Origin of the sequence: Lentzea flava, assembly GCF_014648475.1 — a bacterium.
GTDB classification, from domain to species: domain Bacteria; phylum Actinomycetota; class Actinomycetes; order Mycobacteriales; family Pseudonocardiaceae; genus Lentzea; species Lentzea flava.
In genome coordinates, this window is sequence record NZ_BMRE01000069.1 from 13,660 (window position 1) to 35,759 (window position 22,100).

Consider the following 22,100-nt stretch of genomic DNA (forward strand, 5'->3'; position numbering starts at 1 on the left):
CTGTGGTCCCCGAGCCAGCTCGACCATGATGATCAGCGTGAACGTGAGGGTGCGCGACGGACTGTGGGCGGCTGGCGCCTTCCTGTTGGCGCTGGTGACACTGGTCGCACCGCTCGGCAGGCCCGTGCACTGGTGGCTGATCGCGGCCTCCGCGGTGTGGGCCGCGGCGCTCGTGCCGGTCAGCGCCCGCTGGCCGCGCGCTGCGATGCTGCTCACCACTCCCCTTCATGCGGTGAACAACCTGCTCGCGATCGCCCCGACCTCGCTCGTGATCTTCCGATCGGCCCGGTCCGTCCGTTCGCAACCACAGCTGTGGGCGTTGATGGGCGCCACTGCGGTGCTGCAGGCCGCGTTCGGTGGCCTGCACGCGTGGCGCGCGGGCGACGGCCTGTCCGACTACCTGCTCGGCACCGCGTTCACCGTCCTGTTCCTGCTGCTCTTCCCCGCCGTCGCCGGTGCGCTCGTCGGACGGCGCAAGCCGTTGACGCAGGTACTGATGGAGCGCAACGACTACTTGGAACACGCGCGTGTGTTGACCGCGAACACCGCGAGGTCCGCCACACGCGCGCACATCGCGAGCGAGATGCACGACATGCTCAGCCATCGGCTCCGGCAGCTGACGGCACACGCCGGCGCACTTGAGCAGTCGGCCGCTGAACAGGCACCTGAGCTGCGAGAACAGGTCGAGCTGATCCGCAAGACGGCCGCGGTCGCGATGGAGGAGCTGCGCGAGATCCTCGGCGTGCTCGGCACGTCCGCCGACGCCGATGAGGACGCCGGCACGCGCGCGGACGTCGAACGGCTCGTGGCAGCTTCGGCGTCGGCGGGTGTCTCGGTCCTGTTGGACTGGTCGGGCCCCGATCTGGCCGATGCCGACGCACGCCTCCGGAGGGCGGTGCATCGGGTCGTGCGCGAGGCACTCACGAACGTCCACAAGCACGCGCCATCGGCACGAACCCGTGTCTCGGTGCAGGTCGGCGAACGGGTGCGGGTCGAGGTCGTCAACGGTCCGAGCGGGGAGCCCAGGGGCAGTGGCACCCGCCGCGGGCTCATCGGGCTGGAGGAACGCGTCGGGCTCATCGGCGGGTCGTTCAGCGCCGGTCCCGTCCACGGAGGATTCCGGGTGGCGGCCGACCTCCCCCTGCACCCCGTGGTCCAGGAGGAAACGGGCGCGACGGGTGCGGTGGCCGAGGCGCCACCCCCGATCACCGCCGAGGTCCTGACGGTGCCGCGGGTCATCGGCAGCGGCTGCCTGGGCACGCTCGCCGTCGTGCCGGCGCTCGGCACGGTGTTCGTGCTGCTCGTCGTCGCGATCTTCAGCCGTGCCGGGATGACCAGGCAGGAGTTCGACGCGTTCGCGGTGTCGGTCGTGCACGAGGAGGAGGTCACCGAGACCTACGGCTTCGGCGTGCCGTCGGACAACAAGGGGTGCCTGCGCTACCACGTGCGTGACGACCCGACCCGTGACTTCGAACTCTGCTTCGACCGGAACGGCGTGCTGACCTCGAAGAAGGAGCTGGCCCGGTGAGGTTCGTCTGGCCGTTGCTCGCGTTCGGAGTCGGTCTGGTGCCGCTGATCGCCCCGCTGGCACCCGTGCCGCACCCGCTGCTGACGATCGCCACCGCAGTGTGGATCGCGGCGCTCGTGTGGCTCGCCCCGCGCACACCGGAGTGGGCGCTGCTGCTCACCGCGCCGCTGTTCGCGGTCAACAACCTCTGGGCGCAGGCCACCACGGTGTTCGTGGTCTTCACCGCGTCCCGGCGCATCCCCCGGCTCGGGCGGTTGTGGGCGCTGCTCGGGCTCGCGACCGTGCTGCAGGGCGCGTTCAGCCAGCTGCAGGAGAGCTACCGGAGCATGCCGCTCTGGGAGTCGGTCTTCGGAGCAACGATCGGCGCGGTGTTCTTCGTGATCTTCCCTGCCGTGTCGGGGATGTTGCTCGGCCGCCGCAGGCCGATGGTGCGGTTGCTGCGGGAACGCAACGAGTACCTGGAACGCGCGCGGGCGCTGACCGCCGCGTCGGCCAGGTCGGAGGAACGCGCCCACATCGCCGGCGAGATGCACGACATGCTCGGGCACCGGCTCAGCCTCATCTCCATCCACGCCGGAGCGCTGGAGCTGGCGACCGCGCGAAAAGCACCGCAGTTGCACGAGCAGGCCGAGCTGATCCGCACCACGTCGTCGCTCGCGATGGCCGAGCTGCGCGAGATCCTCGGCGTGCTGCGGACGAACCCGGAGCCCGAGTCGCTCGACGAGGACACCGGCACGAGATCCGACATCGCCGCGCTGGTCGAGAGCTCGGTGAACGCCGGAATCACGGTCTCCCTCGACTGGTCGGGCGACGACCTGCACGACGCCGACCCGCGCACCCGCCGCGCGGTGCACCGGGTGGTCCGCGAGGCGCTGACCAACGTGCACAAGCACGCCCCTCAGGCCCGCACCCGCGTGCAGGTCGCCGTCCAGGGTGGACGGGTGCGCGTCCAGGTGCTGAACGGACCGTCCACGGCGGCCCCCGGCAAGGGCACCCGGCGCGGCCTGATCGGACTGGAGGAACGCGTCGGGCTGCTCGGCGGGTCGTTCAGCGCGGGCCCGCCGGTCGAGGGCGGCTTCCGGGTCGCGGCGGACGTGCCCCTGCACCCGGCGGCGCAGGCGGACCAGAGCGCTGCCGAGGCCGAGGAGGTGCCGCCACCGCTCGCCGCCGAGGTGCTGACCGTGCCGCGGGTGGTGGGCGGCGGCTGTCTCGGGCTGCTCGCGCTGCTGCCGATCGCCGGGGCGCTGATCGTGCTGCTGCTCTTCGCGTTGCTCAACCCGACGATGATGAACGCGCCGTACTTCGACTCGTTGCGGGTGGGCGTCACGTCCGAGCAGGAGATCATGGACCAGTACGGCGTCGGCCAGCTCGGCGTGGACGGGTGCTCGCGGTTCCGGACGTCGCACAACGCGGAGCTGTACTACAAGCTGTGCTTCCGCAACGGCAAGCTCGCCTCGAAGGAGCAGGAAGGCCCGTAGGCTGGCCCGCGTGATCCGAGTCCTCATCGCCGACGACGAGACGCTGATGCGCGCCGGAATCCGGTTGATCCTCCAGAACGACCCGGAGATCACGGTCGTGGCCGAGGCCGGCGACGGCAGGCAGGCCGTCTTGCTCGCCCTCAAGCACTCCGTCGACGTCGCGTTGCTCGACATCCGCATGCCCGGCGGCGACGGGCTCAAGGCCGCCGAGAAGATCGCGTCGAGCGCCAACGTCGTCATGCTCACGACGTTCGGCGAGGACTCCTACGTGGCGCAGGCGATGAAGGCCGGCGCGACCGGGTTCCTGCTCAAGGACACCCCGCCGCAGGAGCTGATCAACGCCGTCCGCAAGGCCGCGAACGGCGAACCGATCCTCGCCCCGCAGATCACGAGGCGCCTCATCGAGAAGCACCTCACCACGCCCGACAACTCCTCGGAGGCGCGCCGCAAGATCGACGCGCTCACCGACACCGAACGGACCGTGCTCGAGCTCGTCGGCCAGGGACTGTCCAACACCGAGATCGGCGAACAGCTCTACCTGGCGACCGGCACGGTGAAGGCGCACATCAGCCGGATCCTGCCCAAGCTGGGGTGCGCCAACCGCGTGCAGGCCGCCATCGTGGCCCACGAGGCCGGACTCAGCCGGTCGTGAAGCGGTCCAGCGCCCGGATCTTGTTCGTGGCGTCCAGAGCGGCGACCTTGTACGCCTCGGACAGCGTCGGGTAGTTGAAGACCGTGTCGACGAGGTAGTCGACGGTGCCGCCGCAGCCCATCACGGCCTGGCCGATGTGCACCAGGTCCGTGGCGCCGGTGCCGAACACGTGCACGCCGAGGATCTTGCGGTCCACAGTGGACACCAGCAGCTTCAGCATGCCGTACGCGTCACCGACGATCTGGCCGCGGGCCAGCTCGCGGTAGCGGGAGATGCCGACCTCGTAAGGAACGGCGGACGACGTCAGCTCGGCCTCCGTCGCACCGCAGTACGAGATCTCGGGGATCGTGTAGATGCCGATGGGCTGCAAGGCCGTCAGCTCGTGCACCGCCTCGCCGAACGCGTGGTACGCGGCCAGGCGGCCCTGGTCCATCGACGTCGCGGCCAGCGCCGGGAAGCCGATCACGTCACCGACGGCGTAGATGTGCTCGACGGGCGTGCGGTAGTGCTCGTCGACGGTCAACCGGCCGCGGCGGTCGGCCTCCAGACCGGCGGCGGCGAGGTCGAGCTTGTCCGTGCACCCCTGACGCCCCGCCGAGTACATGACGGCGGCGGCCGGGATGCGCTTGCCGGAGGCCAGCGTCGTGACGGTGCCGCCCTCGGACACCTCGACGTTCACGACCTTCTCGTCGAACCGGAAGGTGACGGCGAGGTCGCGCAGGTGGAACTTCAGCGACTCCACGATCTCCGGGTCGCAGAACTCCAGCATCCGCTCGCGCTGCTCGACGACCGTGACGCGGGTGCCGAGCGCGGCGAACATCGACGCGTACTCGATGCCGATCACACCGGCACCGACGACGACCAGCGACGACGGGATCTCCGTGAGCGCGAAGACCTCGTCGGAGTCGAGGATCCGCTCCTCGTCGAAGTCCACGATGGACGGACGGGCGGGCGTCGTGCCGGTCGCGATGACGATGTACTCACCGGTGATCCGGGTGTGGTCGCCGCGATGACTTCCTTCCACCGCAACGGTGTGCGGGTCGACGAAGCGCCCGAACCCGTTCAGCAGGTCGATGCCGTTGCGGTGCAGCTGCGCGCGCACGACCTGGACCTCGCGGCCGATCACGTGCTGCGTGCGGGCCATCAGATCGGTGATCGTGATGTCGTGCTTGACGCGGTAGCTCGCGCCGTACAGCTCGCGCTGGCTCATGCCCGTCAGGTACAGGACGGCTTCCCGCAGCGTCTTGGACGGGATGGTGCCCGTGTTGACGCAGACGCCGCCGACCATCTCCTGCTTGTCGATGACGGCCACTCGCTTGCCCAGTTTCGCACCCGCGATCGCCGCCTTCTGGCCACCAGGACCGGAGCCGATGACGATCAGGTCGTAGTCGTACGACGTCATGGTTGTGCAGCCTACTAAGACGGATCCGATTCCACCCCTGAAAGAAAAATGAACCCGCTGAACGGAACTGACCGTTCGTTGGACCATGACCGAACTACGCACCTTCCGTCTGCCCGAGACCGTCACCGGTTCGGACGACGACGTCGAACTCGGCCGCCGCCTCATCGCAGCGTGGCAGGCCGACGGGATTCTGCAGATCGCGACGGACGCGGCGCAGGACCGCAAGACCGAGGACGCCATGGCGGCCAGCAGGAGGTTCTTCCACGGCCTGTCGCTCGAGGAGAAGTCACGCTTGGTCAGCGATCTGACCTACGCCGGTTACATCGCGTCCGGAGAGGAGGTCACCGACGGGATCGCGGACTACTCGGAGATCTTCACCGTCTGCAAGGACGTTCCGCTCGACGACTCCCGCGTCGCCGACAAGTGGCCGTGTCACGGACCTGTGCCGTGGCCTGACAACGACTACCGCGACGCCATGCGGGAGTTCATGGCGATGCTCGGCGAGGCCGGGGAGAAGATCCTCAAGCTCACCGCGCTCGGCTTCGGGCTCGACATCGACACGTTCACCCGGCTCACCGCCGACGGCTGGCACCACATGCGGGTGCTCAGGTTCCCGACCAGATCGGAGACCGTCGACCGCGGCATCGGTGCCCACACCGACTACGGCATGCTCGTCCTGGCCGCGCAGGACGACGTCGGCGGCCTCTACGTGCGCCCGCCGATCGAGGGCGAGGAACGGCCGCGCAACTGGCTGCCCGACGAGTCGGCGGCGGGCTGTTTCCAGGACGCGGAGGGCTGGACGTTCGTCGAACCGGTCCAGCACGTCTTCACCGTGTTCCCCGGCGACATCCTGCAGTTCCTGACGGGCGGCGCGCTGCTGTCCACACCGCACAAGGTCCTGCTGAACACGCGCGAGCGGTTCACCATGGCGTACTTCCACGAACCGAACTTCGAGGCCGTCGTCCGCCCGTTGGACGACCCGCACGGTGACGACGTGATCCACTACGGCACGCACTTCACCAACATGTTCATGCGCTGCTACCCCGACCGCGTCACCACGCGGCGGATCCTGGACGAGGACCGGCTGACGGTGCTCAGCGAACTCCGGTCTGGGGTTCGTCACTCCTGAACGGCAGGATCAGGTCGAGCAGGCGGGCCGTGGCACGGTACTCCGCGACACGGTCCGCGAACGGCCGCTGCACGATCCTGTGCACGGCGTCCTTCGACAACCGCTCGTAGGCCGGAACCGTGTCGTGGCTGAGGAAGTCCCAGCGCGCTTCCCGGTCCGCGTAGTTGAACGCGGGCAGCGGACCGCCGAACAGCGGCCGGTACTGGGCGGGCGTCTTCCCGCCCGGCACCGGCATCGGCCCGGCGACCGTGATCGCGTAGGTGACGACCTCGCCGGGCGGCAGCAACCGGGACCGCATCCGGTCGAACTGGTCGGGGATCACGATGTTCTGCTCGCGCGAGGAGAACTCCAGCACGGCCTGCGCCGGATCCGCCCACGCGGCGGTGGTCTCGGCGTCGATGATCCCCGCGTCGCGCATCTCCTCCACGGCCTTGATCCCGCCGTGCAGATAGGCGGCGTGCATCGCGCCCAGGTCCATGAAGATGTGCTTCTGCATCGACATCAGCATCGACGAGAAGAACCGGAATTCCGGCAACGTGCCGAGATCGAGCATGCCGGCGGCGAACGCGGGCGCGCCGATGTTCGCGAAGCCCATCCACCGCAACGTGTCCGGCTGCTGCAGGTACAGCCGCGCGTAGAAGTCGTAGACGGCGAAGATGACGGCCTTGTTGGACTCGGCGCTGCGCTGCGGGTCCCAGTCGGACAGGTTGACGCCGGCGTCCTCGGCCGCGCGGACGATCCAGTAGTGCCACAGCAACGCCTTGAACCTGGCCGGCGGGATGCCCTTGGTGCGGTGGCGGTTCAGCGCGGCCTCGAGCGTGGCCCTGTCGTACGGCAGATCGGGGTGGACCCCACCCCGCTGCTCGCCGTTTCCGTTGGACAGCGGCAGATCCAGGTAGTCCACCGTGTCCGCCTTGGTGGCGCCCATGCTGGTGAGCACGAGCGCCGCCACAACCATGAGCACACGCATGAATGCGAATGGTAGTGGCCGGAAGCGGCGTTTCCGTTCACAGTCGTGCCTGGACAAGTGATGCTTTGCCGGTTCGTTAGCACTTTCGGCGGCAATGGGGCCAACGATCTCAACGCCCTACTCCTTCTGCCTATACCGTGCAGCCGTGGATTCGTTCATCGAGGCGGTCCGGGCAGGACTGGAGGAACTCGCGGATCCGGGGAAAGCACCGGAGATGCAGGCCTACATGAAGTCCGACATGCCGTTCCTGGGTGTGCAGAAACCGCGGCGGGTGGCGTTGCTGAAGTCGCTGCCGCGGATCGGCACGCGGGACGAGTGGCTCGAGGTGGTCCAGACGCTGTGGCGGGAGGCGACGTATCGCGAGGAGCGGTACGTGGCGCTCGACCTGAGCGGGGATCGCCGCTTCCAGTCGGCCGAGCTGATGCCGTTGTTCGACGAGATGATCGTGACCGGTGCGTGGTGGGACTACGTCGACGAGATCGCGTCCAGGCGGATCGGGCCGTTGCTGCGGTCCACGCCGGAGGTCGTGCGGCCGTTGATGCTGAAGTGGTCCCGGGACGCGGACAGGTGGCGGCGGCGGACGTCGATCATCTGCCAGCTCGGGTCCAAGGCGAACACGGACGTGGACCTGCTGGCCGGGTGCATCGACGCCAACGTCGACGACCCGGACTTCTTCCTGCGCAAGGGGATCGGCTGGGCGCTGCGGCAGTTCGCGAAGACCGAGCCGGGGTGGGTGCGGGCGTTCGTGGAGGCTCGGCCCGGGTTGTCGCCGCTGTCACGGCGGGAGGCACTCAAACACCTCTAGGGCCTGTACGCCTAGCCGTGTTTCGCGCGGCCAGAGTAGGTGAGCGGGAAGACGAGCTCGGCACACGCGGCCGGAACGTCCTTCGCGACCTGGACCTTCATGACGACCTCGACCGCTCCGCCGGCCGGGATCTCGACGACGTCCTTGAGCGGCACGACGGTCAGCACTCCAGCAGGACACCCCTCGACGCGCTGCTGGGCGGCGTCGAGCGGCTGACCGGGCACGGCGGACAGGCTCTCGACGATGATGTCGACGGCGTTCGGGTTGGACAGCCGCACCTTGCGCTCGCCCTCGGCACCCGGTGTGAGTTCCACGGCCGCGCCCGAGATGTCGTTGATTTCAAACGGCTTCAGCTGCTGCATGCCGGACTCGCCACTGCTCACGGAGTAGGCCATGGCAGGCGACTGCGGCTTGGGCCACGTGAGGTGCATGGCCGCCACGACGGCCGCGCCGAGCATGAGAATCGTCAACGACACGGCGATCTCAAGGCGCGGACCCAGACTACGCATGGCGCAACTCTCCAGAGTTGTTGCTCCAGGCGGTGGGTTCGCCTCTAGCTCCCCACCGGACCGGCGACCAGACTCGCCCGGTGGTTCATCGCTTCGCCCCTCGGCCCAGCGGGCCGCGTCGACAATCTTGGTGAAGCTTCTCGCACCGCGCAAGCGTCGGACGGGCGCCGATTTCCCCTTGTAATGAGGGACTTTTGGCACCTTGACAGCTACGCAGGGCTACCACCTGCTGGTTTGATCCCAAATCCCGATTTCCGGGATTCGACCGATCGAGCGAACTTTTGCAGACAATCTTTCTGAACGCGGCTCGCGCTCCAGCTGCCAGCCGCGGCTCGGACCAGCTACGGGAGCGGTCGGGCCCTTTCGGTGTTGCCACAATACTCTGTACATATCGGCGCCCAGCACCGGGCCGGGTGGAGCAGACCGGTGGTGACCGCGCCGCCGATCACCACCGGAGCCTGGCCGTCATGACGGCGAAGACGATGAAGCCTCGGCGGACGTACCGCCTGCGCACGATTTCCCTGAAGCTCACCATGGCACCAAGTTTGACGAACGTTCAACCACTACACATCGTGCACAAGACACGAGAAAAGGGTCCTTGGCGGCACTGGTGCGAAAGTGCATCCGTGAGCTATTCGCACGCGCGGACTGCAGGTCAACGGCCTCATTACGCAGAGAGGCCCGGAATTCTCGAAGAATCCCGGGCCTCACCAAGCGTGACCGGCTAAGCGCGGAGTGCCGCGCCCAAACGTTCGCCGGCGGCCGCCACGGCCGCATCGCGAGCATTCGTCGCTTCTTCGACCGTGAGCGTGCGGTCCGGCGCGCGGAAGCGCAAGGAGTACGCGAGCGACTTCTTGCCCTCGCCCACCTGCTCGCCCGTGTAGACGTCGAACAGGCGGATGTCCTCCAGCAGGTCGCCCGCGGACGCGCCGAGCACCTCGGACACCGACTGCACCGGCACGCCGGCGTCGACGACGAGCGCCACGTCCAGCAGCACCGGCGGGTAGGCCGACACCATCGGGGCCGGGCGGTGGTCGTCCAGCGGCAGCGCGTCGAGGTCGAGCTCGAACGCCACGGTCCGCTTGGGCAGGCCCAGCGCCTCGATCACCTTCGGGTGCAGCTCACCGGCGTGGCCCACGGGCCAGTCGCCCACGCGCAGCTCGGCGCAGCGGCCGGGGTGCCACGGCAGCAGGTCCGACGCCACGACCCGCAGGGTGACCCCGTACGCCTGGCCGACGCGGCGGGCGGCCTCGACGGCGTCCGCCCAGCCGGCGATGCGGCCCTTGCCCCACCAGCCGGGCAGCTCGCGGTGGCCCGCGAGCACACCGGCGACGTGCAGCGGCTGCTGCGGCAGCGCGGCGAGCATCGAGGCCACCTCGGCCTCGGTGGGACGGCGGTCGACACCCAGCGCGGGCACCGGAACCTGTTGCGCGCGCGGCAAAGTCACCTGCGCGATGTTGTACAGCGCGAGGTCCTTGGCACCGCGGGACAGGTTGCGCTGCAACGTCTCCAGCAAACCAGGCAGCAGCGTGGTGGCGAGGACGTTCTTGTCCGCCTCCAACGGGTTCAGCACGCCGACGGTGTTGCGGCGGATGTCGTCCTCGGCGAGACCGAACGCGTCGAACACCGACGGGTCGATGAACGGGAACGGCTTCACCTCGACGAAACCGTCCTCGGCGAGCGTGCGCCACACCGTGCGGCGACGGCGCTGCTGCTCGGTCAGGCCGCGGCCGGCGGGAGCGGGCGGCAGCACCGAGGGAATCGTGTCGTAGCCCTCCAGCCGCAGCACCTCCTCCACCAGGTCGGCGGGCTGCACGAGGTCGGCACGCCACGTCGGCGGCACCGCCGTGACGATCGTCTGGCCGTCGTCGGACGTGGTCACGGAGACCTGGCAGCCGATCTGGCCCAGGCGGCGCGCCGTGACGCCGCGCGCGTAGCGGACGCCCGCGACGCGGTCCGGCAGGTCGATCGGCATCGACACCGGCTCCGGCAGCGCGGGCACGCCCACGTCGGTGCGGCCCGGCTTGATCTGGCCCTCGGCGTAGTGGTTGAGCAGCTTCGCGGCCCGCTCCAGCGCCACCGGCGCCAGCGCAGGGTCGACCGTGCGCTCGAAGCGCTTGGCGGCCTCGGACGGCAGCTTGTGGCGGCGGACCGTGCGCGCGATGGACGCCGGGTCCCAGTTCGCGGCCTCGAGCAGGATGTCCGACGAGTTGTCGCGGACCTCCGTGGACGCGCCACCCATGACACCGGCGAGCGAGATCACGCCGGAGTCGTCGGCGATCACGATGTCGTCCGGGTCGAGCGCGCGCACCGCGTCGTCGAGCGTCGTGAGCTTCTCGCCCGCGACGGCACGCCGTACGGTCAGCGCGCCGGACAACGCCGAGGCGTCGAACGCGTGCAGCGGCTGGCCGAGCTCGAGCATCACGTAGTTCGTGACGTCGACCGGCAGCGAGATCGAGCGCATGCCCGCGAGCATCAGGCGGCGGCGCATCCACCACGGCGTGGGCGCGGTCGGGTCGACACCGGTGACGCGGCGCGCGACGAAGCGCGAGCAGCCGGTGCGGTCCTCGATGTGGACCGGCCAGGCCTCACCCTCGGGCTCGGGGATCTCGACGACGCCGGGGTCGCCGAACGGCACGTCGAGCGCGCAGGCGATCTCACGGGCGAGGCCGCGGACCGAGAACGCGTAGCCGCGGTCCGGGGTCGGCGCGACCTCGATGACGCTGTCGTTCAGACCGAGCAGCTCCATCGCGTCGTCGCCCGGCTGCGCGGTGCCGGTGGGCAGCACGAGGATGCCGGAGTGGTCGTCGCCGATGCCGAGCTCGTCGGCGGCGCAGATCATGCCCTGCGACACGCGGCCGTACGTCTTGCGCTCGGAGATCGTGAAGTCGCCCGGCAGGACGGCACCGGGCAGCGCGACGACGACCGAGTCGCCCTCGACGAAGTTCGTGGCGCCGCAGATGATGTTGTTGACCTGCTCGGGGCCGACCTCGACCTGGCAGTACCGGATCGGCTTCTTGAACTCGGTGAGCTCCTCGATCGCGACGACGCGACCGGCGACGATCGGGCCGGTCACGGGACCGAGCGGGCTCACCTCCTCGACCTCGATGCCGATGCGGGTGAACGCCTCGGCGAGCTCGTCGGGTGTGGGGACTTCGTCGAAACCGAGGTGTTCGACCAGCCAGCTGACCGGGATGCGCATCCGGCTCAGGCCTCCGTTCCGAAAGGCTGGGTGAAGCGGACGTCGCCCTCGACCATGTCGCGCATGTCGGGCAGGCCGTTGCGGAACTGCAGCGTCCGCTCCAGCCCCATGCCGAACGCGAAGCCGGAGTAGACGTCCGGGTCGACGCCGCAGGCGCGCAGCACGTTGGGGTTGACCATGCCGCAGCCGCCCCACTCGACCCAGCCGGCGCCGCCCTTCTTCTCCGGGAACCACACGTCGACCTCGGCCGACGGTTCGGTGAAGGGGAAGAAGCTCGGGCGCAGGCGGGTCTTCGAGTCCTCGCCGAACATGGCGCGGGCGAACGCGTCGAGCGTGCCCTTGAGGTGGCCCATGGTCAGACCCTTGTCGACCGCGAGGCCCTCGACCTGGTGGAACACCGGCGTGTGGGTCGCGTCGAGCTCGTCGGTGCGGAACGTGCGGCCGGGGCACACGACGTACACCGGCAGGTCGCGCTCCAGCAGCGTGCGGGCCTGCACTGGCGAGGTGTGCGTGCGCAGGACGAGCGACGAGTCGTTCGGCGCGATGTAGAACGTGTCCTGCATCGAGCGGGCAGGGTGGTCCTTGCCGAAGTTCAGCGCGTCGAAGTTGAACCACTCGGTCTCGAGCTCTGGGCCCTCGGCGATCTCGTAGCCCATGGCCACGAAGACGTCACCGATGCGCTCGGCGAGCGTCGTGATCGGGTGGCGCGCGCCGCGCGGGAAGCGGTCCCAGGGCAGCGTGACGTCGACGGTCTCCTCGCGCAGCACCCGCTCGTCGCGCTCGACCTGCAGCACGGCGTAGCGCTCGTCGAACGCGGTCTTGATCGCGGACTGCGCCTCGTTCACCCGCTTGCCGGCCTCGGCCTTCGCCTTGGGAGGCAGGGCACCGATCTCGCGGCGGGCCAGCAGCACGGGCGACCGGTCACCCAGGTGGCCCGGCTTGACCGCCGCCAGGGCCTCGAGGTCGGCAGCTCCGGCGAACGCCTCGCGCGCCTTCTGCACGGCCGCGTCGAGGTTCTCGGCCGACAGCGCCGCGACCTCCTTGGGGTCGTACGGGTCGTTGGCTCCGGACATGGTTGAAGGACAGCTCCCGTCGCGGACATCAGGTAACAACAGGCCGATCCTAGTGGGTGCGCTCTTGACCGCCTCCGGACGTTCCATTAAAGAGCGGCACTGGCCCCTCGTCCGTCCCTAGGATGGACGGCATCATGTCGCACACCTTCCGCGTCGACCTGCGCGGCATCATCGACCTGCTCAGCCATCACCTGTACAGCAGTCCCCGCGTCTACGTGCGCGAACTGCTGCAGAACGCCGTCGACGCGATCACGGCACGGCGTGAGCTCGATCCGTCCTGCCCGGCCGAGGTCACGATCACCTGCGGCGCCGAGCTCCGGATCACCGACACCGGCGTGGGCCTCACCGAGACCGAGGTGCACGAGCTGCTGTCGACGCTCGGCCGCACCTCCAAGCGCGATGACCTGGGGTTCGCCCGCGAGGGGTTCCTCGGCCAGTTCGGCGTCGGCATGCTGTCGTGCTTCCTCGTCGCTTCTTCAGTGACGGTCATCACGCGGTCCGCTCGTGGCGGTCCCGGCGTGCGCTGGGAAGCGGATTCTTCCGGCAACTACACGGTTTCTGTTGTGGACGGAGACGTCGCGGTCGGCACCACGGTCGTGCTGACCGCGTCGCGCGGCAACGAGCACTGGCTCGAAACCGACGTCGTGCGGCCGCTGGTGAGCGACTACGGCGATCTGCTCCCGGCGGTGGTGACGCTGGACGGCTCCGCGGTGACGCGTGGTCTGCGCCCGTGGGACGACGAGGACGCGGATCTCTCCGGGTACTGCGAGCAGATCTTCGGGTTCACGCCGTTCGAGGCGATCCCGATCGAGGTCGAGGCGGCAGGGCTGACCGGTGTCGCGTTCGTGCTGCCGTCCGGGGTGCATCCGGGGACGCGGCAGACGCACCGGGTGTACCTGAAGCGGATGCTGGTCGGCGACAACGTCGAGGGCCTGCTGCCGGACTGGGCGTACTTCGTGCGGTGCGTGGTCGACGCGTCCTCGATCCGGCCGACGGCGTCGCGCGAGTCGCTGTACCAGGACGAGATGCTGCTCGCGGTGCGCGAGGAGCTGGGCGAGCAGATCCGCGACTGGCTGATCAGGCTGGACGCGATCGAGCCGCGCCGCGCCGGTGAGCTGCTCGCCGCGCACCACCTGGGGATCAAGTCGCTGGCCCGGTCGGACGACGAGATGCTGCGACTGGTCGAGCGCTGGCTGCCGTTCGAGACGACGGACGGCCCGATCCCGTTGCGGCAGTTCCGGCGCAAGCACGGCGCGATCCTCTACATCCCGGACGTCGACGAGTTCCACCAGCTCGCGCCGGTCGCGGCCGCGCAGGGCCTGGGCCTGGTGAACGCCGGTTACGCCTACGACCTGGAGCTGCTGAACCGGCTGAGCGCGCTGGACGGTCCGTCGATCGCGCGCCGGGTGGCTCCCACGGAGTTGCTGGCGGCGCTGGCCGATCCGGAACCGGACGTCGAGACGGCGTTGCGGCTGCGGCTGTCCGAGGGCGCGGCGGCGCTGGACCGGCACGACTGCGACGCGGTGATCCGCGACTTCGACCCGGTCTCGTTGCCCGCCTTGCTGATCAGCAACGCCGAGCAGCAGCGCAAGCTCGACACCGAGCAGACCGCGGAGGAGGTCGTCGACCCGTTGTGGGCGGAGCTGCTGGGCCAGCTGACCGCGGACTCCGGTTCCGCGCGGCCGGAACAGCTGGTGCTCAACTGCCGCAACCCGCTCGTGCAACGGCTGGCGCGGCTGACCGACCCGGCTCTGGTGGAGCTGACCCTGGAGTCCTTGTACGTCCACGCCGTGCTGCAGGCGCGGCGGGCGATGCGACCGAAGGACACGGCGGCGCTGAACCGTTCGTTCCTGGAACTGCTGGACCGCGCCGTTGGGGGTAAGTGACCATGACCGACTTCACCGCCGAGGACGCCGAAAGAGCGTTCATCGAGGCGTACAACATGCCGACGGGCATGCCGAAGCACGAGGCGCTGGAACGTGCCGCGCGCATGTCCGACGCGCTCGGGCACCTGCCGCTCGGGGTGTCGTGCCGGATCGCGTTGATCGACTCGGCCTACTACCTCTCGCGCTACGACCTGATGCTGGCGCCGTTCGCGTGGGCCCGTGCCGCGGAGGAGAAGGATCCCGAGGCGTTCAACGACTACGAGATCCACTCGCTGAACTGGTCGCACAAGTGGATCGCGACGGGTCTGCGGCGTGACCCCCGGTTCTCGCTGGAGCAGCTGGAAGCGGTGATCGGGCAGCTCGCCGACCGCTACGCGCGGCTCGGGTTCTCGGTGCAGCCGGTGCACGGGGCGCGCGCCGAGCTCGCCTACCACGTCGGCGACATGACGGGGCTGGCCGAGCACCTCGGGAAGTACCTGGCCACCGAGTCCGGCCCGATGGCGGACTGCGACGCGTGCGTGGTCGAGGAGCAGGTGTGGATGCTGGCACGGCTCGGCAGGCACCACGAGGCAGCCGCGCACGGCTGGGAAGGCTTGTCCGGCAACACGAACTGCGCCACGCAGCCGCAGGGCATCCTCACGGCTCTGCTGTGGCCATTGCTGGAGATCGGTGACGCCGAACGGGCGGCGCACGCGCACACGACCGCGTACCGGTTGATCAAGGACGACGAGATCACGTCGTACGTGCACGAGCACATCCGGTTCTGCGCGTTGACGGGCAACGTGTCCCGCGGCGAGGAGATCCTGCGCCGGTCGCTGCACAAGGTGACCGCGACGCAGCTGCCGGCCGACGAGATGTCGTTCGCGGAGTGCGCTTCCGTTCTGCTGCAGCGGATCCCCGCCGACACGGTGTTCGAGGTGCCTTCGGTGGGGACCTTGACCGCCAACGCGCTGCTCGACCGGCTGTCCGTCCGGGCGGTCGAGCTCGCCAGGGCGTTCGACGCGCGCAACGGCACGTCGGCGTGGGTCGAGCGGGTGACGAGGTCGTTGGAGCAGGCCGACTACGCGCACGTCGAGCTGGCGGTGCCGTCCGCGCCGGCGCCCGCGCCCGCCGAGGAGTCCGTCGTGCTCGGCGATCCGGTGGAGATCGCCGAGGCGATGGTGGCGCTGTACGAACAGGGCGACTTCGTGAAGGCGCGGCGGATGCTCGACTCGCTGCCCGCGGACATGGACTCGTTGCTGCCGCCCGATCTCGCGGCGCACGCGGGCATCCGGCGGATGACGACGGGACTCGTGCCGTTCGATCCCGCGGTGTTCGAGGAGCTGCTGACCCAGCTGCCCCACGACTACGCGCTGCGCTACCAGGCACGGATGGCGATCGGGCTGGAGGGCGGCCTGGAACTCGCCGAACGGTGCCTGGCCGAGGCCGAGTCCGACTACACGCGGTCGGTCGCGGCGCTGACCCTGGCCGAGCTGCTGGACGACGCGCACGCGCACGAGCGCGCCTCCGAGATGCTCGCGCTAGCGTCCTCTTTGGACGTTCCGGAACTGCGCGGCCGGGTGCGGGTCGAGGCGGCGGAACACCGTGCGCGCCAACAGGATCTCGACGGCGCGTACGCGGACGTCGTGGCGGCCATGGCCGGCGACCTGCCACCGAGCGCGCGGTTCGAGGGCTTCCGGCTGAAGCTGCGGCTGGAGACGGTGCTGGGTCGCGTGGCGGACGCGATGGCGACCGCACGCGAGTTCGTGGCGGCGTTCCCCCTGCCGGAAGCCGCCGAGGCGCGCTGGTACCAGGTGGCCGCGATCCAGGAGCTGGACCAGGAAGCCGCGTACCTGTCCGACCTGCGCGAGGCCGTGGCGATCTCGCGCGTGCACCTCTCCCCCGGTCACACCGCGCACTTCTGCTTCGCGCTGAGCGGCGGGTACGTGCAGACGGACAGGTTCGTCGAGGCCGCCGAGGTGCTCGAGGAGTCGTTGCGGCTGTTGCAGGAGGGCCAGGACGACCTGCGGCTGCAGGTGGTGTTCCGGCTCGGCCAGGTGTGCCGCAAGCTCGGCGAGCTGCCCGCGGCGGAGCGACACCTGCGCGAGGCGTCCGAACTGCTGCCGCCAGAGGAGGTGGGCCGCAGGGCGTTCCTGCTGGACGCACTGGCCTCGGTGCAGGGCCGCCTGGACAAGCACGACGAAGCGACGGCTTCCTGGCGTGCGGCGGCCGCGTTGTGGCAGCAGGAGGGCAACGTCTCGGAGGCGATCGGCTCCTTGATCGAGCTGGCCTCGAACCTGCCCGACGACGAGATCGTCGAGACCCGTGCCGCCGTCGACGAGGCCGAGGCGCTGCTGCCGACGCTGGACGACCCGACCGAGGTCACCCGGCGCCAGGCGGAGATCGGCGCGATCCGCGCCTGGGTGCACGGCCAGGCCGGCGAGTTCGCCTTGGCGATGAAGCACTACCGCGACACCGAGGCACTGGTGGTGTCGCTGGGCGACGAGGGCTGGCGGGTGTTCGTCGTGCTGCGCGCCGCGGCCGTACTGCTGAACGCCGACGACCCCGAGGGCGCGGAGGCCGAGGCGCGCCGGGCGGCATCGCTGCTGCCCGACGACACCCAGGTCGGGACCGTGCTGTCGGTGCTCTCGGAGGCGTTGCGGCGCCAGAACAAGGCTTCTGGCACCGACCCGCTGGTCCGTGAGCTCACCGCCCGGCTGGACTGATCACTCGGTGTTCGAGGTCGCCTTCGCGTAGGCGACCTCGAACGCCTGGTCCGCGGGCACCTCGATGTGCGGGACGACGCCGACGCCCTCCCAGTTGGTGCCGGAGATCGGGTTGATCGCACGGCCGTTGGGGACGGCGGACTTCAGGTGCGGGCCGACGCGGTAGCGGTCGCCGGGGTGGGCGCCGCCCTTGGTGGTCTCGCCGATGAGGGTGGCGCGCTTGTTCTGCTGCAGGTTGTAGCTCAGCTCCTCCGCGCCGGAGAAGGTGCGGCTGCTGGTGAGGACGTAGATCGGCTTCTGGCCGCCGAACTTCGGGCCGGGCACGTGCGGGAGGGTCCAGAACTGCCGGGTGGAGTCCTCCGGGCGGTTGTAGATGTCGTTGAGGTGCACCGGTTCGTCGAAGAGGTAGCTGCAGATCAACGCGACCGTGTTCGGGTCGCCGCCGCGGTTGTCGCGCAGGTCGATGATCAACGCGTCGGTGTGCGCGATGAGGTTCATGGCCGCGATGAAGGCCGGTGCGGCGATCTCGGCGTGGTGCAGCAGGGTCAGGTCCAGCAGGCCGATGTTGCCTTCGAGGCGCTCGACCTTGCGGATGCCGAACGCGTCCCGCTCGGCTTCCTTCCGGTAGGCCACCGGGTCGAACGCCGACTCCTCGCCGGTCTCGGGGATCTCGTCCTCGCTGTGGAGCAGGCGGAGGTGCTTGTCGCCGTTCACCGACTGGAGATCCGCGGTGACCCGTGCGGCGAAGTCCTCGTCGTCAGTGGCGTCGGCGTAGGCGCCCTCGGCGAGACGGGTGCGCAGGACCTCGGCGATGTCTGCCGCTACGTCCGGGAAGACGTAGTAGGAGGCGAGCTGGGAGCACAGGATGTCGATCTCTTGTTCGCGCACGGGCGCACGGTAGCCGCGCGCCCGTGCGGCGTCAGCTCAATTGCGTTGGTCGCGGGCGGAGGCGTAGAGGCACACCGCGGCGGCCGTGGCGAGGTTGAGGCTCTCGGCGGCGCCGTACAGCGGCACCTTCAGCGACGTGTCCAGTTGTGCGATCACGTCGTCGGGGAGGCCGTGGGCCTCGCTGCCGAACACCCATGCGGTGGGGTGCTGGAGATCGCCCTGCACGGAGGCCTCGACCAGGTCCTGCTTCGCGTAGCCGTCGGCGGCGACGAGACGGAGACCGGCGGCGCGGCAGGCGGCGAAAACCTCTGCGGCGTCACGGGATCGCGCGATCGGCAGGTGGAAGAGCGAACCCGTGGAGGCGCGCACGCACTTGCCGTTGTGCGGGTCGACCGTGTCGCCGGTGAAGATCACCGCGTCGGCTCCGGCCGCGTCGGCCACGCGCGTGACGGTGCCCGCGTTGCCGGGGTCGGAGACGCCGTAGAGCACGGCGACGAGACGCGGCGCGCCCTGCAGTGCCTGGTCGAGCGGCTGCGGGACCGCGTCGCACACGGCGACGAGGCCCTGGGGCGTCACGGTTTCCGACAGCGACGCGGCGGCCTTGTCGGTGACCTCGCTGATCCGGATGCCCTGTGCCTGGGCGGTCTGGAGCAGCTCGGGGTTGCGTTGCGCGGCCGTCGCCGTGACGAACAGTTCGTGGACCTGGCCGCCCTGCCAGGCGAGTGCCTCGCGCACGGCCTGGGCGCCCTCGGCGAGGAAGCGGCCTGCCTTGTCGCGGCCCTGGCGGCGGGTCAGGTGGCGAGCAGCAACGACCCGAGGTGTCCGTTCGGTGAACGGAGCTGCCTCGGGTCGTTGAGCGCGAGCGTGCTGGCTCAGGCCTTGTCCTCGGCCGGGGCGTTCACGTCGGTCGGGAGCGCGTTGCGGGCGATCTCGACGAGAGCGGTGAAGGCGGTCGCGTCGGTGACGGCGAGGTCCGCGAGGATCTTGCGGTCGACCTCGACACCCGCGAGCTTCAGGCCCTGGATGAAGCGGTTGTAGGTGATGCCGTTCTGGCGCGCACCGGCGTTGATGCGCTGGATCCAGAGCTTGCGGAAGTCGCCCTTGCGCGCACGACGGTCGCGGTACGCGTAGTTGAGCGAGTGGAGCACCTGCTCCTTGGCCTTGCGGTACAGCCTCGAGCGCTGGCCGCGGTAACCGCTCGCCAGCTCAAGGGTGGTACGACGCTTCTTCTGGGCGTTCACAGCCCGCTTGACGCGTGCCACGGGTCCATCCTGTCGATCTCATGGGAGGCGGGGTCGGGGCCCGCCTCCGAGTTGCTAAGGGGTGTCGAAGCGGGTCAGAGACCGAGCAGCTTCTTGATGCGCGGCGCGTCGTTCTCCGACACGACCGCGGTGCCGCTCATGCGACGGGTGACGCGGCTCGACTTCTTCTCCAGGATGTGGCGCTTGCCCGCCTTCTCCCGGACGATCTTGCCGCTGCCGGTGACCTTGAACCGCTTCGAGGTCCCGCTGTGCGTCTTGTTCTTCGGCATTTCCGTCCTCGTCTCGTGCTACCCACCGGGTCGGGGGCGGCCATGCGTCCTTACTCGGCGGAACCGGCGTCGCCGTCGGTGTCCGTCTCGTTCTGCTGCTGCGCAGGACGCGTCTTCGTGTTCTTGTGCGGCGCCAACACCATGATCATGTTGCGGCCGTCCTGCTTGGGGTTGGACTCGACGAAGCCCAGCTCCGCGACGTCCTCCGCCAGCTTCTGCAACAACCTGTAGCCGAGCTCGGGGCGCGACTGCTCGCGACCGCGGAACATGATGGTCACCTTGACCTTGTTCCCGTGCGAGAGGAAGCGGGCCACGTGGCCCTTCTTCGTCTGGTAGTCGTGCGGGTCGATCTTCGGCCGGAGCTTCTGCTCCTTGATGACCGTCAGCTGCTGGTTGCGCCGGGACTCGCGGGCCTTCTGCGCGCTCTCGTACTTGAACTTGCCGTAGTCCATGAGCTTGCAGACCGGCGGTCGTGCCTGCGCGGCGACCTCGACGAGGTCGAGATCCGCTTCCTGGGCGAGTCGGAGCGCGTCCTCGATGCGAACGATCCCGACCTGCTCGCCGTTCGGCCCGACCAGGCGGACCTCAGGCACGCGAATGCGGTCGTTGATGCGCGGCTCGGAGCTGGCGGAAGAAGCTCCTCGGTTCGAGGGACTTGTCATTCACGTCCTTTGCGACTCGTTTGCGCCAAAAACAAGAGCCCCGTCGTCTGTCGACGACAGGGCCCGCTTCCGACCGATCGCAAACCTGAACCGCCGGGCACCCGTGTGCCCTGACGTCAGGAGGACCGGACCCGGCCACCTCTTGAGGCGGTGAACGCGGGTGGGAGCGGGGCTCCACTTGCCGCTCTCGCACTAACGAGAGCTGGTCGCGTCCGAAATAGTAGCAGACGCAGTTGTCAACCGTTCCCAGGGACCGTGCTCGGCCGGACTTCCCGAACGGTGGTGGAAGTCCTGGTCGCCCGCATTCGCTGCACGACCGGGCGGCAGACGTCCCGCGTCTGATCCTGAGATGTGCGGGCGGGTTTCCTTACGCCAACTGACATCTGGTCGGGCCTGAACGGTCCGATGCCCGTGGCGATCACTCTGGTCGTCACGGGGCGGTGCCGTCCGTCGCCGGACCGAATACCCGAGGGCGCGTCGCCCGACTGCGATGCTCGCCACATCGTGTCGGGAAACCTGGCGTGCTGGAGTTGTGAGAGGCCGCTTCCAGTGCTGAACACCCCACTTGCTGGTGTATGCCGGGTCCACCGCGATGACCGTGACAGCCTGTGCGGCGGCCATCGACACAAGCCTGGCGCGCAGCTTGCGGGTGGGGAACCGGGACACCAGGTTGCGGAGAGGCCTGCTGCCGTGCTTCTCGCGCGCGATCAAGCTGGCGAAGTCCAGGTCCTCGACCGCGATCGCGGTGGTACCTGACCGGCGGGTCCAGTGCAGCAGACGAGTCAGTGCGTGCCGAACCTGCGCATCCCGGTGCCCAGCACGGCCGGACAGGTCGTAGCCGAAGCGGCGGGGCGCACCGATCGGGTTGCCACACGGGTCGAGTCGCCAAGCCGCGAAGTGATCACTGTTGGTGTCCACCCCGACCACGCCACCAGCTCTGGCCGCTGACAACGACATGAGCGCAGCAGGCTGATGCTGCCAAGAGGCAGTGAGGTACCAGCGCCCGCGGCCGGTGTCGTGGTGGATGCGATAGGCCACTGCCCGCTGCGCCTCGACCTGCTGTGCCCACTCGTGCCCGCGGTGCGCGAAAACCGCCCGCGCGGCGAGCACATACCGGCCGTGCCGAGCGTTCGCCAGATGCGAGAACGGCTGAGGCAATCGGATGCTCACGTCGCCATCCGGAGTGACTCGGATGGTCTCGTTGCCCCAGCGTTTACCTGTTTCACCGTCAGCCTGAAGGAACCAGCGCTCGGCTTCCCAGCGTTCCCGCCACTGAGCCGGGGTCAATCCGGCCTCAGTCAGATGGTGGCGGGTGTTGAGCAACCGACGTCCACCCCGCGTGATCCGCACCCGGCCCGCATCCCGATCCGCTCGGGCTTCGGCGAGCCGATCCCGCAGGACATGCAGGCGACGGGACTTCGTATGCCACTCCCGCCGAGAGCGATAGCCGCCCGGCTCCCGCTTCGAACGCGGTGATCTGATCGGCAGCGCCAACCGCCGCTCGATCATCAACACCCCGGCCTCCAGACTGCGGATGTGTGCGGCCTGAGACCGGCGTGCCAGCGCCCACTGGTCTTGGGACGCCTTCGTGATCGCCCCGGCCCACCGCGACGACGACTCCGACCTGGTGTTTTAACCAGGGGTGAGGTCCTTGGGACGGGTCGCCGCGTGAGCGGCGGC

General features: G+C 69.4%; 18 protein-coding genes. 7 read left to right on the forward strand and 11 right to left on the reverse strand.

The annotated features are described in order from the left end of the window. The first annotated feature begins 37 nt into the window (after window positions 1-37). From IEZ09_RS41095 to IEZ09_RS41105, 3 genes are read left to right on the forward strand one after another with little or no spacing between them, the layout of a single operon-like run. Window positions 38-1,528, forward strand: coding sequence for a sensor histidine kinase (locus IEZ09_RS41095; RefSeq protein WP_189259267.1), 1,491 nt, complete (start codon window positions 38-40; stop codon window positions 1,526-1,528). Continuing rightward, on the forward strand, window positions 1,525-3,006 hold the full coding sequence (locus IEZ09_RS41100) for a sensor histidine kinase (protein ID WP_189259268.1): 1,482 nt from the start codon (window positions 1,525-1,527) through the stop codon (window positions 3,004-3,006). The genes IEZ09_RS41095 and IEZ09_RS41100 overlap by 4 nt, the downstream gene beginning before the upstream one ends. Before the next feature lie 10 nt (window positions 3,007-3,016). Beyond that, entirely contained in the window at window positions 3,017-3,658 is a 642-nt protein-coding gene (locus IEZ09_RS41105; RefSeq protein ID WP_189259269.1) for a response regulator, read from the forward strand. Here the strand turns inward: IEZ09_RS41105 and sthA are convergent. Next, complete coding sequence (sthA, locus tag IEZ09_RS41110; RefSeq protein WP_189259270.1) at window positions 3,645-5,060, reverse strand: Si-specific NAD(P)(+) transhydrogenase; 1,416 nt, start codon at window positions 5,058-5,060, stop codon at window positions 3,645-3,647. The two genes, IEZ09_RS41105 and sthA, sit on opposite strands and share 14 nt — an antisense overlap. A gap of 85 nt (window positions 5,061-5,145) precedes the next feature. On the opposite strand from sthA, the gene IEZ09_RS41115 reads away from it, so the two are divergent. Continuing rightward, window positions 5,146-6,189 carry a 2-oxoglutarate and iron-dependent oxygenase domain-containing protein gene (locus tag IEZ09_RS41115; protein WP_189259271.1) on the forward strand — a complete coding sequence of 348 codons (1,044 nt, stop codon included), beginning with the start codon at window positions 5,146-5,148 and terminating at the stop codon, window positions 6,187-6,189. On the opposite strand, the gene IEZ09_RS41120 is transcribed toward IEZ09_RS41115, so the two are convergent. After that, entirely contained in the window at window positions 6,155-7,159 is a 1,005-nt protein-coding gene (locus tag IEZ09_RS41120) for a hypothetical protein (protein ID WP_189259272.1), read from the reverse strand. The genes IEZ09_RS41115 and IEZ09_RS41120 overlap by 35 nt on opposite strands. 94 nt (window positions 7,160-7,253) lie before the next feature. On the opposite strand from IEZ09_RS41120, the gene IEZ09_RS41125 reads away from it, so the two are divergent. Further along, window positions 7,254-7,964 carry a DNA alkylation repair protein gene (locus IEZ09_RS41125; RefSeq protein WP_189259273.1) on the forward strand — a complete coding sequence of 237 codons (711 nt, stop codon included), beginning with the start codon at window positions 7,254-7,256 and terminating at the stop codon, window positions 7,962-7,964. Between the two features lie 11 nt (window positions 7,965-7,975). Here the strand turns inward: IEZ09_RS41125 and IEZ09_RS41130 are convergent, their stop codons facing one another. From IEZ09_RS41130 to pheS, 3 genes are all read right to left on the reverse strand, one after another. Beyond that, complete coding sequence (locus IEZ09_RS41130) at window positions 7,976-8,473, reverse strand: hypothetical protein (protein WP_189259274.1); 498 nt, start codon at window positions 8,471-8,473, stop codon at window positions 7,976-7,978. A gap of 724 nt (window positions 8,474-9,197) precedes the next feature. After that, entirely contained in the window at window positions 9,198-11,675 is a 2,478-nt protein-coding gene (pheT, locus tag IEZ09_RS41135) for a phenylalanine--tRNA ligase subunit beta (RefSeq protein ID WP_189259275.1), read from the reverse strand. Window positions 11,676-11,680: 5 nt separating this feature from the next. Continuing rightward, window positions 11,681-12,748 (reverse strand): phenylalanine--tRNA ligase subunit alpha, encoded by a 1,068-nt coding sequence (gene pheS, locus IEZ09_RS41140; RefSeq protein ID WP_189259276.1) that lies wholly within the window; start codon window positions 12,746-12,748, stop codon window positions 11,681-11,683. A 134-nt stretch (window positions 12,749-12,882) separates the two neighbouring features. Between pheS and IEZ09_RS41145 the strand changes: the two genes are divergently transcribed. Beyond that, window positions 12,883-14,634 carry an HSP90 family protein gene (locus IEZ09_RS41145; RefSeq protein ID WP_189259277.1) on the forward strand — a complete coding sequence of 584 codons (1,752 nt, stop codon included), beginning with the start codon at window positions 12,883-12,885 and terminating at the stop codon, window positions 14,632-14,634. A 2-nt stretch (window positions 14,635-14,636) separates the two neighbouring features. Beyond that, entirely contained in the window at window positions 14,637-17,339 is a 2,703-nt protein-coding gene (locus IEZ09_RS41150; RefSeq protein ID WP_189259278.1) for a tetratricopeptide repeat protein, read from the forward strand. Here IEZ09_RS41150 and IEZ09_RS41155 read toward each other — a convergent pair whose 3' ends face one another. From IEZ09_RS41155 to IEZ09_RS41180, 6 genes are all read right to left on the reverse strand, one after another. Then, the gene (locus tag IEZ09_RS41155; RefSeq protein WP_189259279.1) at window positions 17,340-18,227 is read right to left on the reverse strand and encodes a S41 family peptidase; all 888 of its coding nucleotides are present in this window, start codon (window positions 18,225-18,227) and stop codon (window positions 17,340-17,342) included. Window positions 18,228-18,263: 36 nt separating this feature from the next. Continuing rightward, window positions 18,264-19,103, reverse strand: a complete 840-nt coding sequence (locus tag IEZ09_RS41160; protein ID WP_189259284.1) for a TrmH family RNA methyltransferase — start codon at window positions 19,101-19,103, stop codon at window positions 18,264-18,266. Next, on the reverse strand, window positions 19,100-19,489 hold the full coding sequence (gene rplT, locus IEZ09_RS41165; RefSeq protein ID WP_189259280.1) for a 50S ribosomal protein L20: 390 nt from the start codon (window positions 19,487-19,489) through the stop codon (window positions 19,100-19,102). Before rplT ends, IEZ09_RS41160 begins: the two co-directional genes overlap by 4 nt. A 74-nt stretch (window positions 19,490-19,563) precedes the next feature. Beyond that, window positions 19,564-19,758, reverse strand: coding sequence for a 50S ribosomal protein L35 (gene rpmI / locus IEZ09_RS41170; RefSeq protein ID WP_109640906.1), 195 nt, complete (start codon window positions 19,756-19,758; stop codon window positions 19,564-19,566). A 50-nt stretch (window positions 19,759-19,808) separates the two neighbouring features. Continuing rightward, window positions 19,809-20,420 carry a translation initiation factor IF-3 gene (gene infC, locus IEZ09_RS41175; RefSeq protein WP_189259281.1) on the reverse strand — a complete coding sequence of 204 codons (612 nt, stop codon included), beginning with the start codon at window positions 20,418-20,420 and terminating at the stop codon, window positions 19,809-19,811. A gap of 192 nt (window positions 20,421-20,612) precedes the next feature. Further along, window positions 20,613-21,935, reverse strand: a complete 1,323-nt coding sequence (locus IEZ09_RS41180; protein WP_189259282.1) for a transposase — start codon at window positions 21,933-21,935, stop codon at window positions 20,613-20,615. Window positions 21,936-22,100 lie beyond the last annotated feature (165 nt).

Bases quoted from the DNA above. Each gene is read 5' to 3' on its own strand.
- IEZ09_RS41115 (WP_189259271.1), top strand. From the start codon at position 5,146: ATGACCGAACTACGCACCTTCCGTCTGCCCGAGACCGTCACCGGTTCG.
- IEZ09_RS41120 (WP_189259272.1), bottom strand. From the start codon at position 7,159: ATGCGTGTGCTCATGGTTGTGGCGGCGCTCGTGCTCACCAGCATGGGC.
- rpmI (WP_109640906.1), bottom strand. From the start codon at position 19,758: ATGCCGAAGAACAAGACGCACAGCGGGACCTCGAAGCGGTTCAAGGTC.
- IEZ09_RS41150 (WP_189259278.1), top strand. From the start codon at position 14,637: ATGACCGACTTCACCGCCGAGGACGCCGAAAGAGCGTTCATCGAGGCG.
- pheT (WP_189259275.1), bottom strand. From the start codon at position 11,675: ATGCGCATCCCGGTCAGCTGGCTGGTCGAACACCTCGGTTTCGACGAA.
- IEZ09_RS41130 (WP_189259274.1), bottom strand. From the start codon at position 8,473: ATGCGTAGTCTGGGTCCGCGCCTTGAGATCGCCGTGTCGTTGACGATT.
- IEZ09_RS41125 (WP_189259273.1), top strand. From the start codon at position 7,254: ATGGGGCCAACGATCTCAACGCCCTACTCCTTCTGCCTATACCGTGCA.
- sthA (WP_189259270.1), bottom strand. From the start codon at position 5,060: ATGACGTCGTACGACTACGACCTGATCGTCATCGGCTCCGGTCCTGGT.
- pheS (WP_189259276.1), bottom strand. From the start codon at position 12,748: ATGTCCGGAGCCAACGACCCGTACGACCCCAAGGAGGTCGCGGCGCTG.
- infC (WP_189259281.1), bottom strand. From the start codon at position 20,420: ATGACAAGTCCCTCGAACCGAGGAGCTTCTTCCGCCAGCTCCGAGCCG.
- IEZ09_RS41145 (WP_189259277.1), top strand. From the start codon at position 12,883: ATGTCGCACACCTTCCGCGTCGACCTGCGCGGCATCATCGACCTGCTC.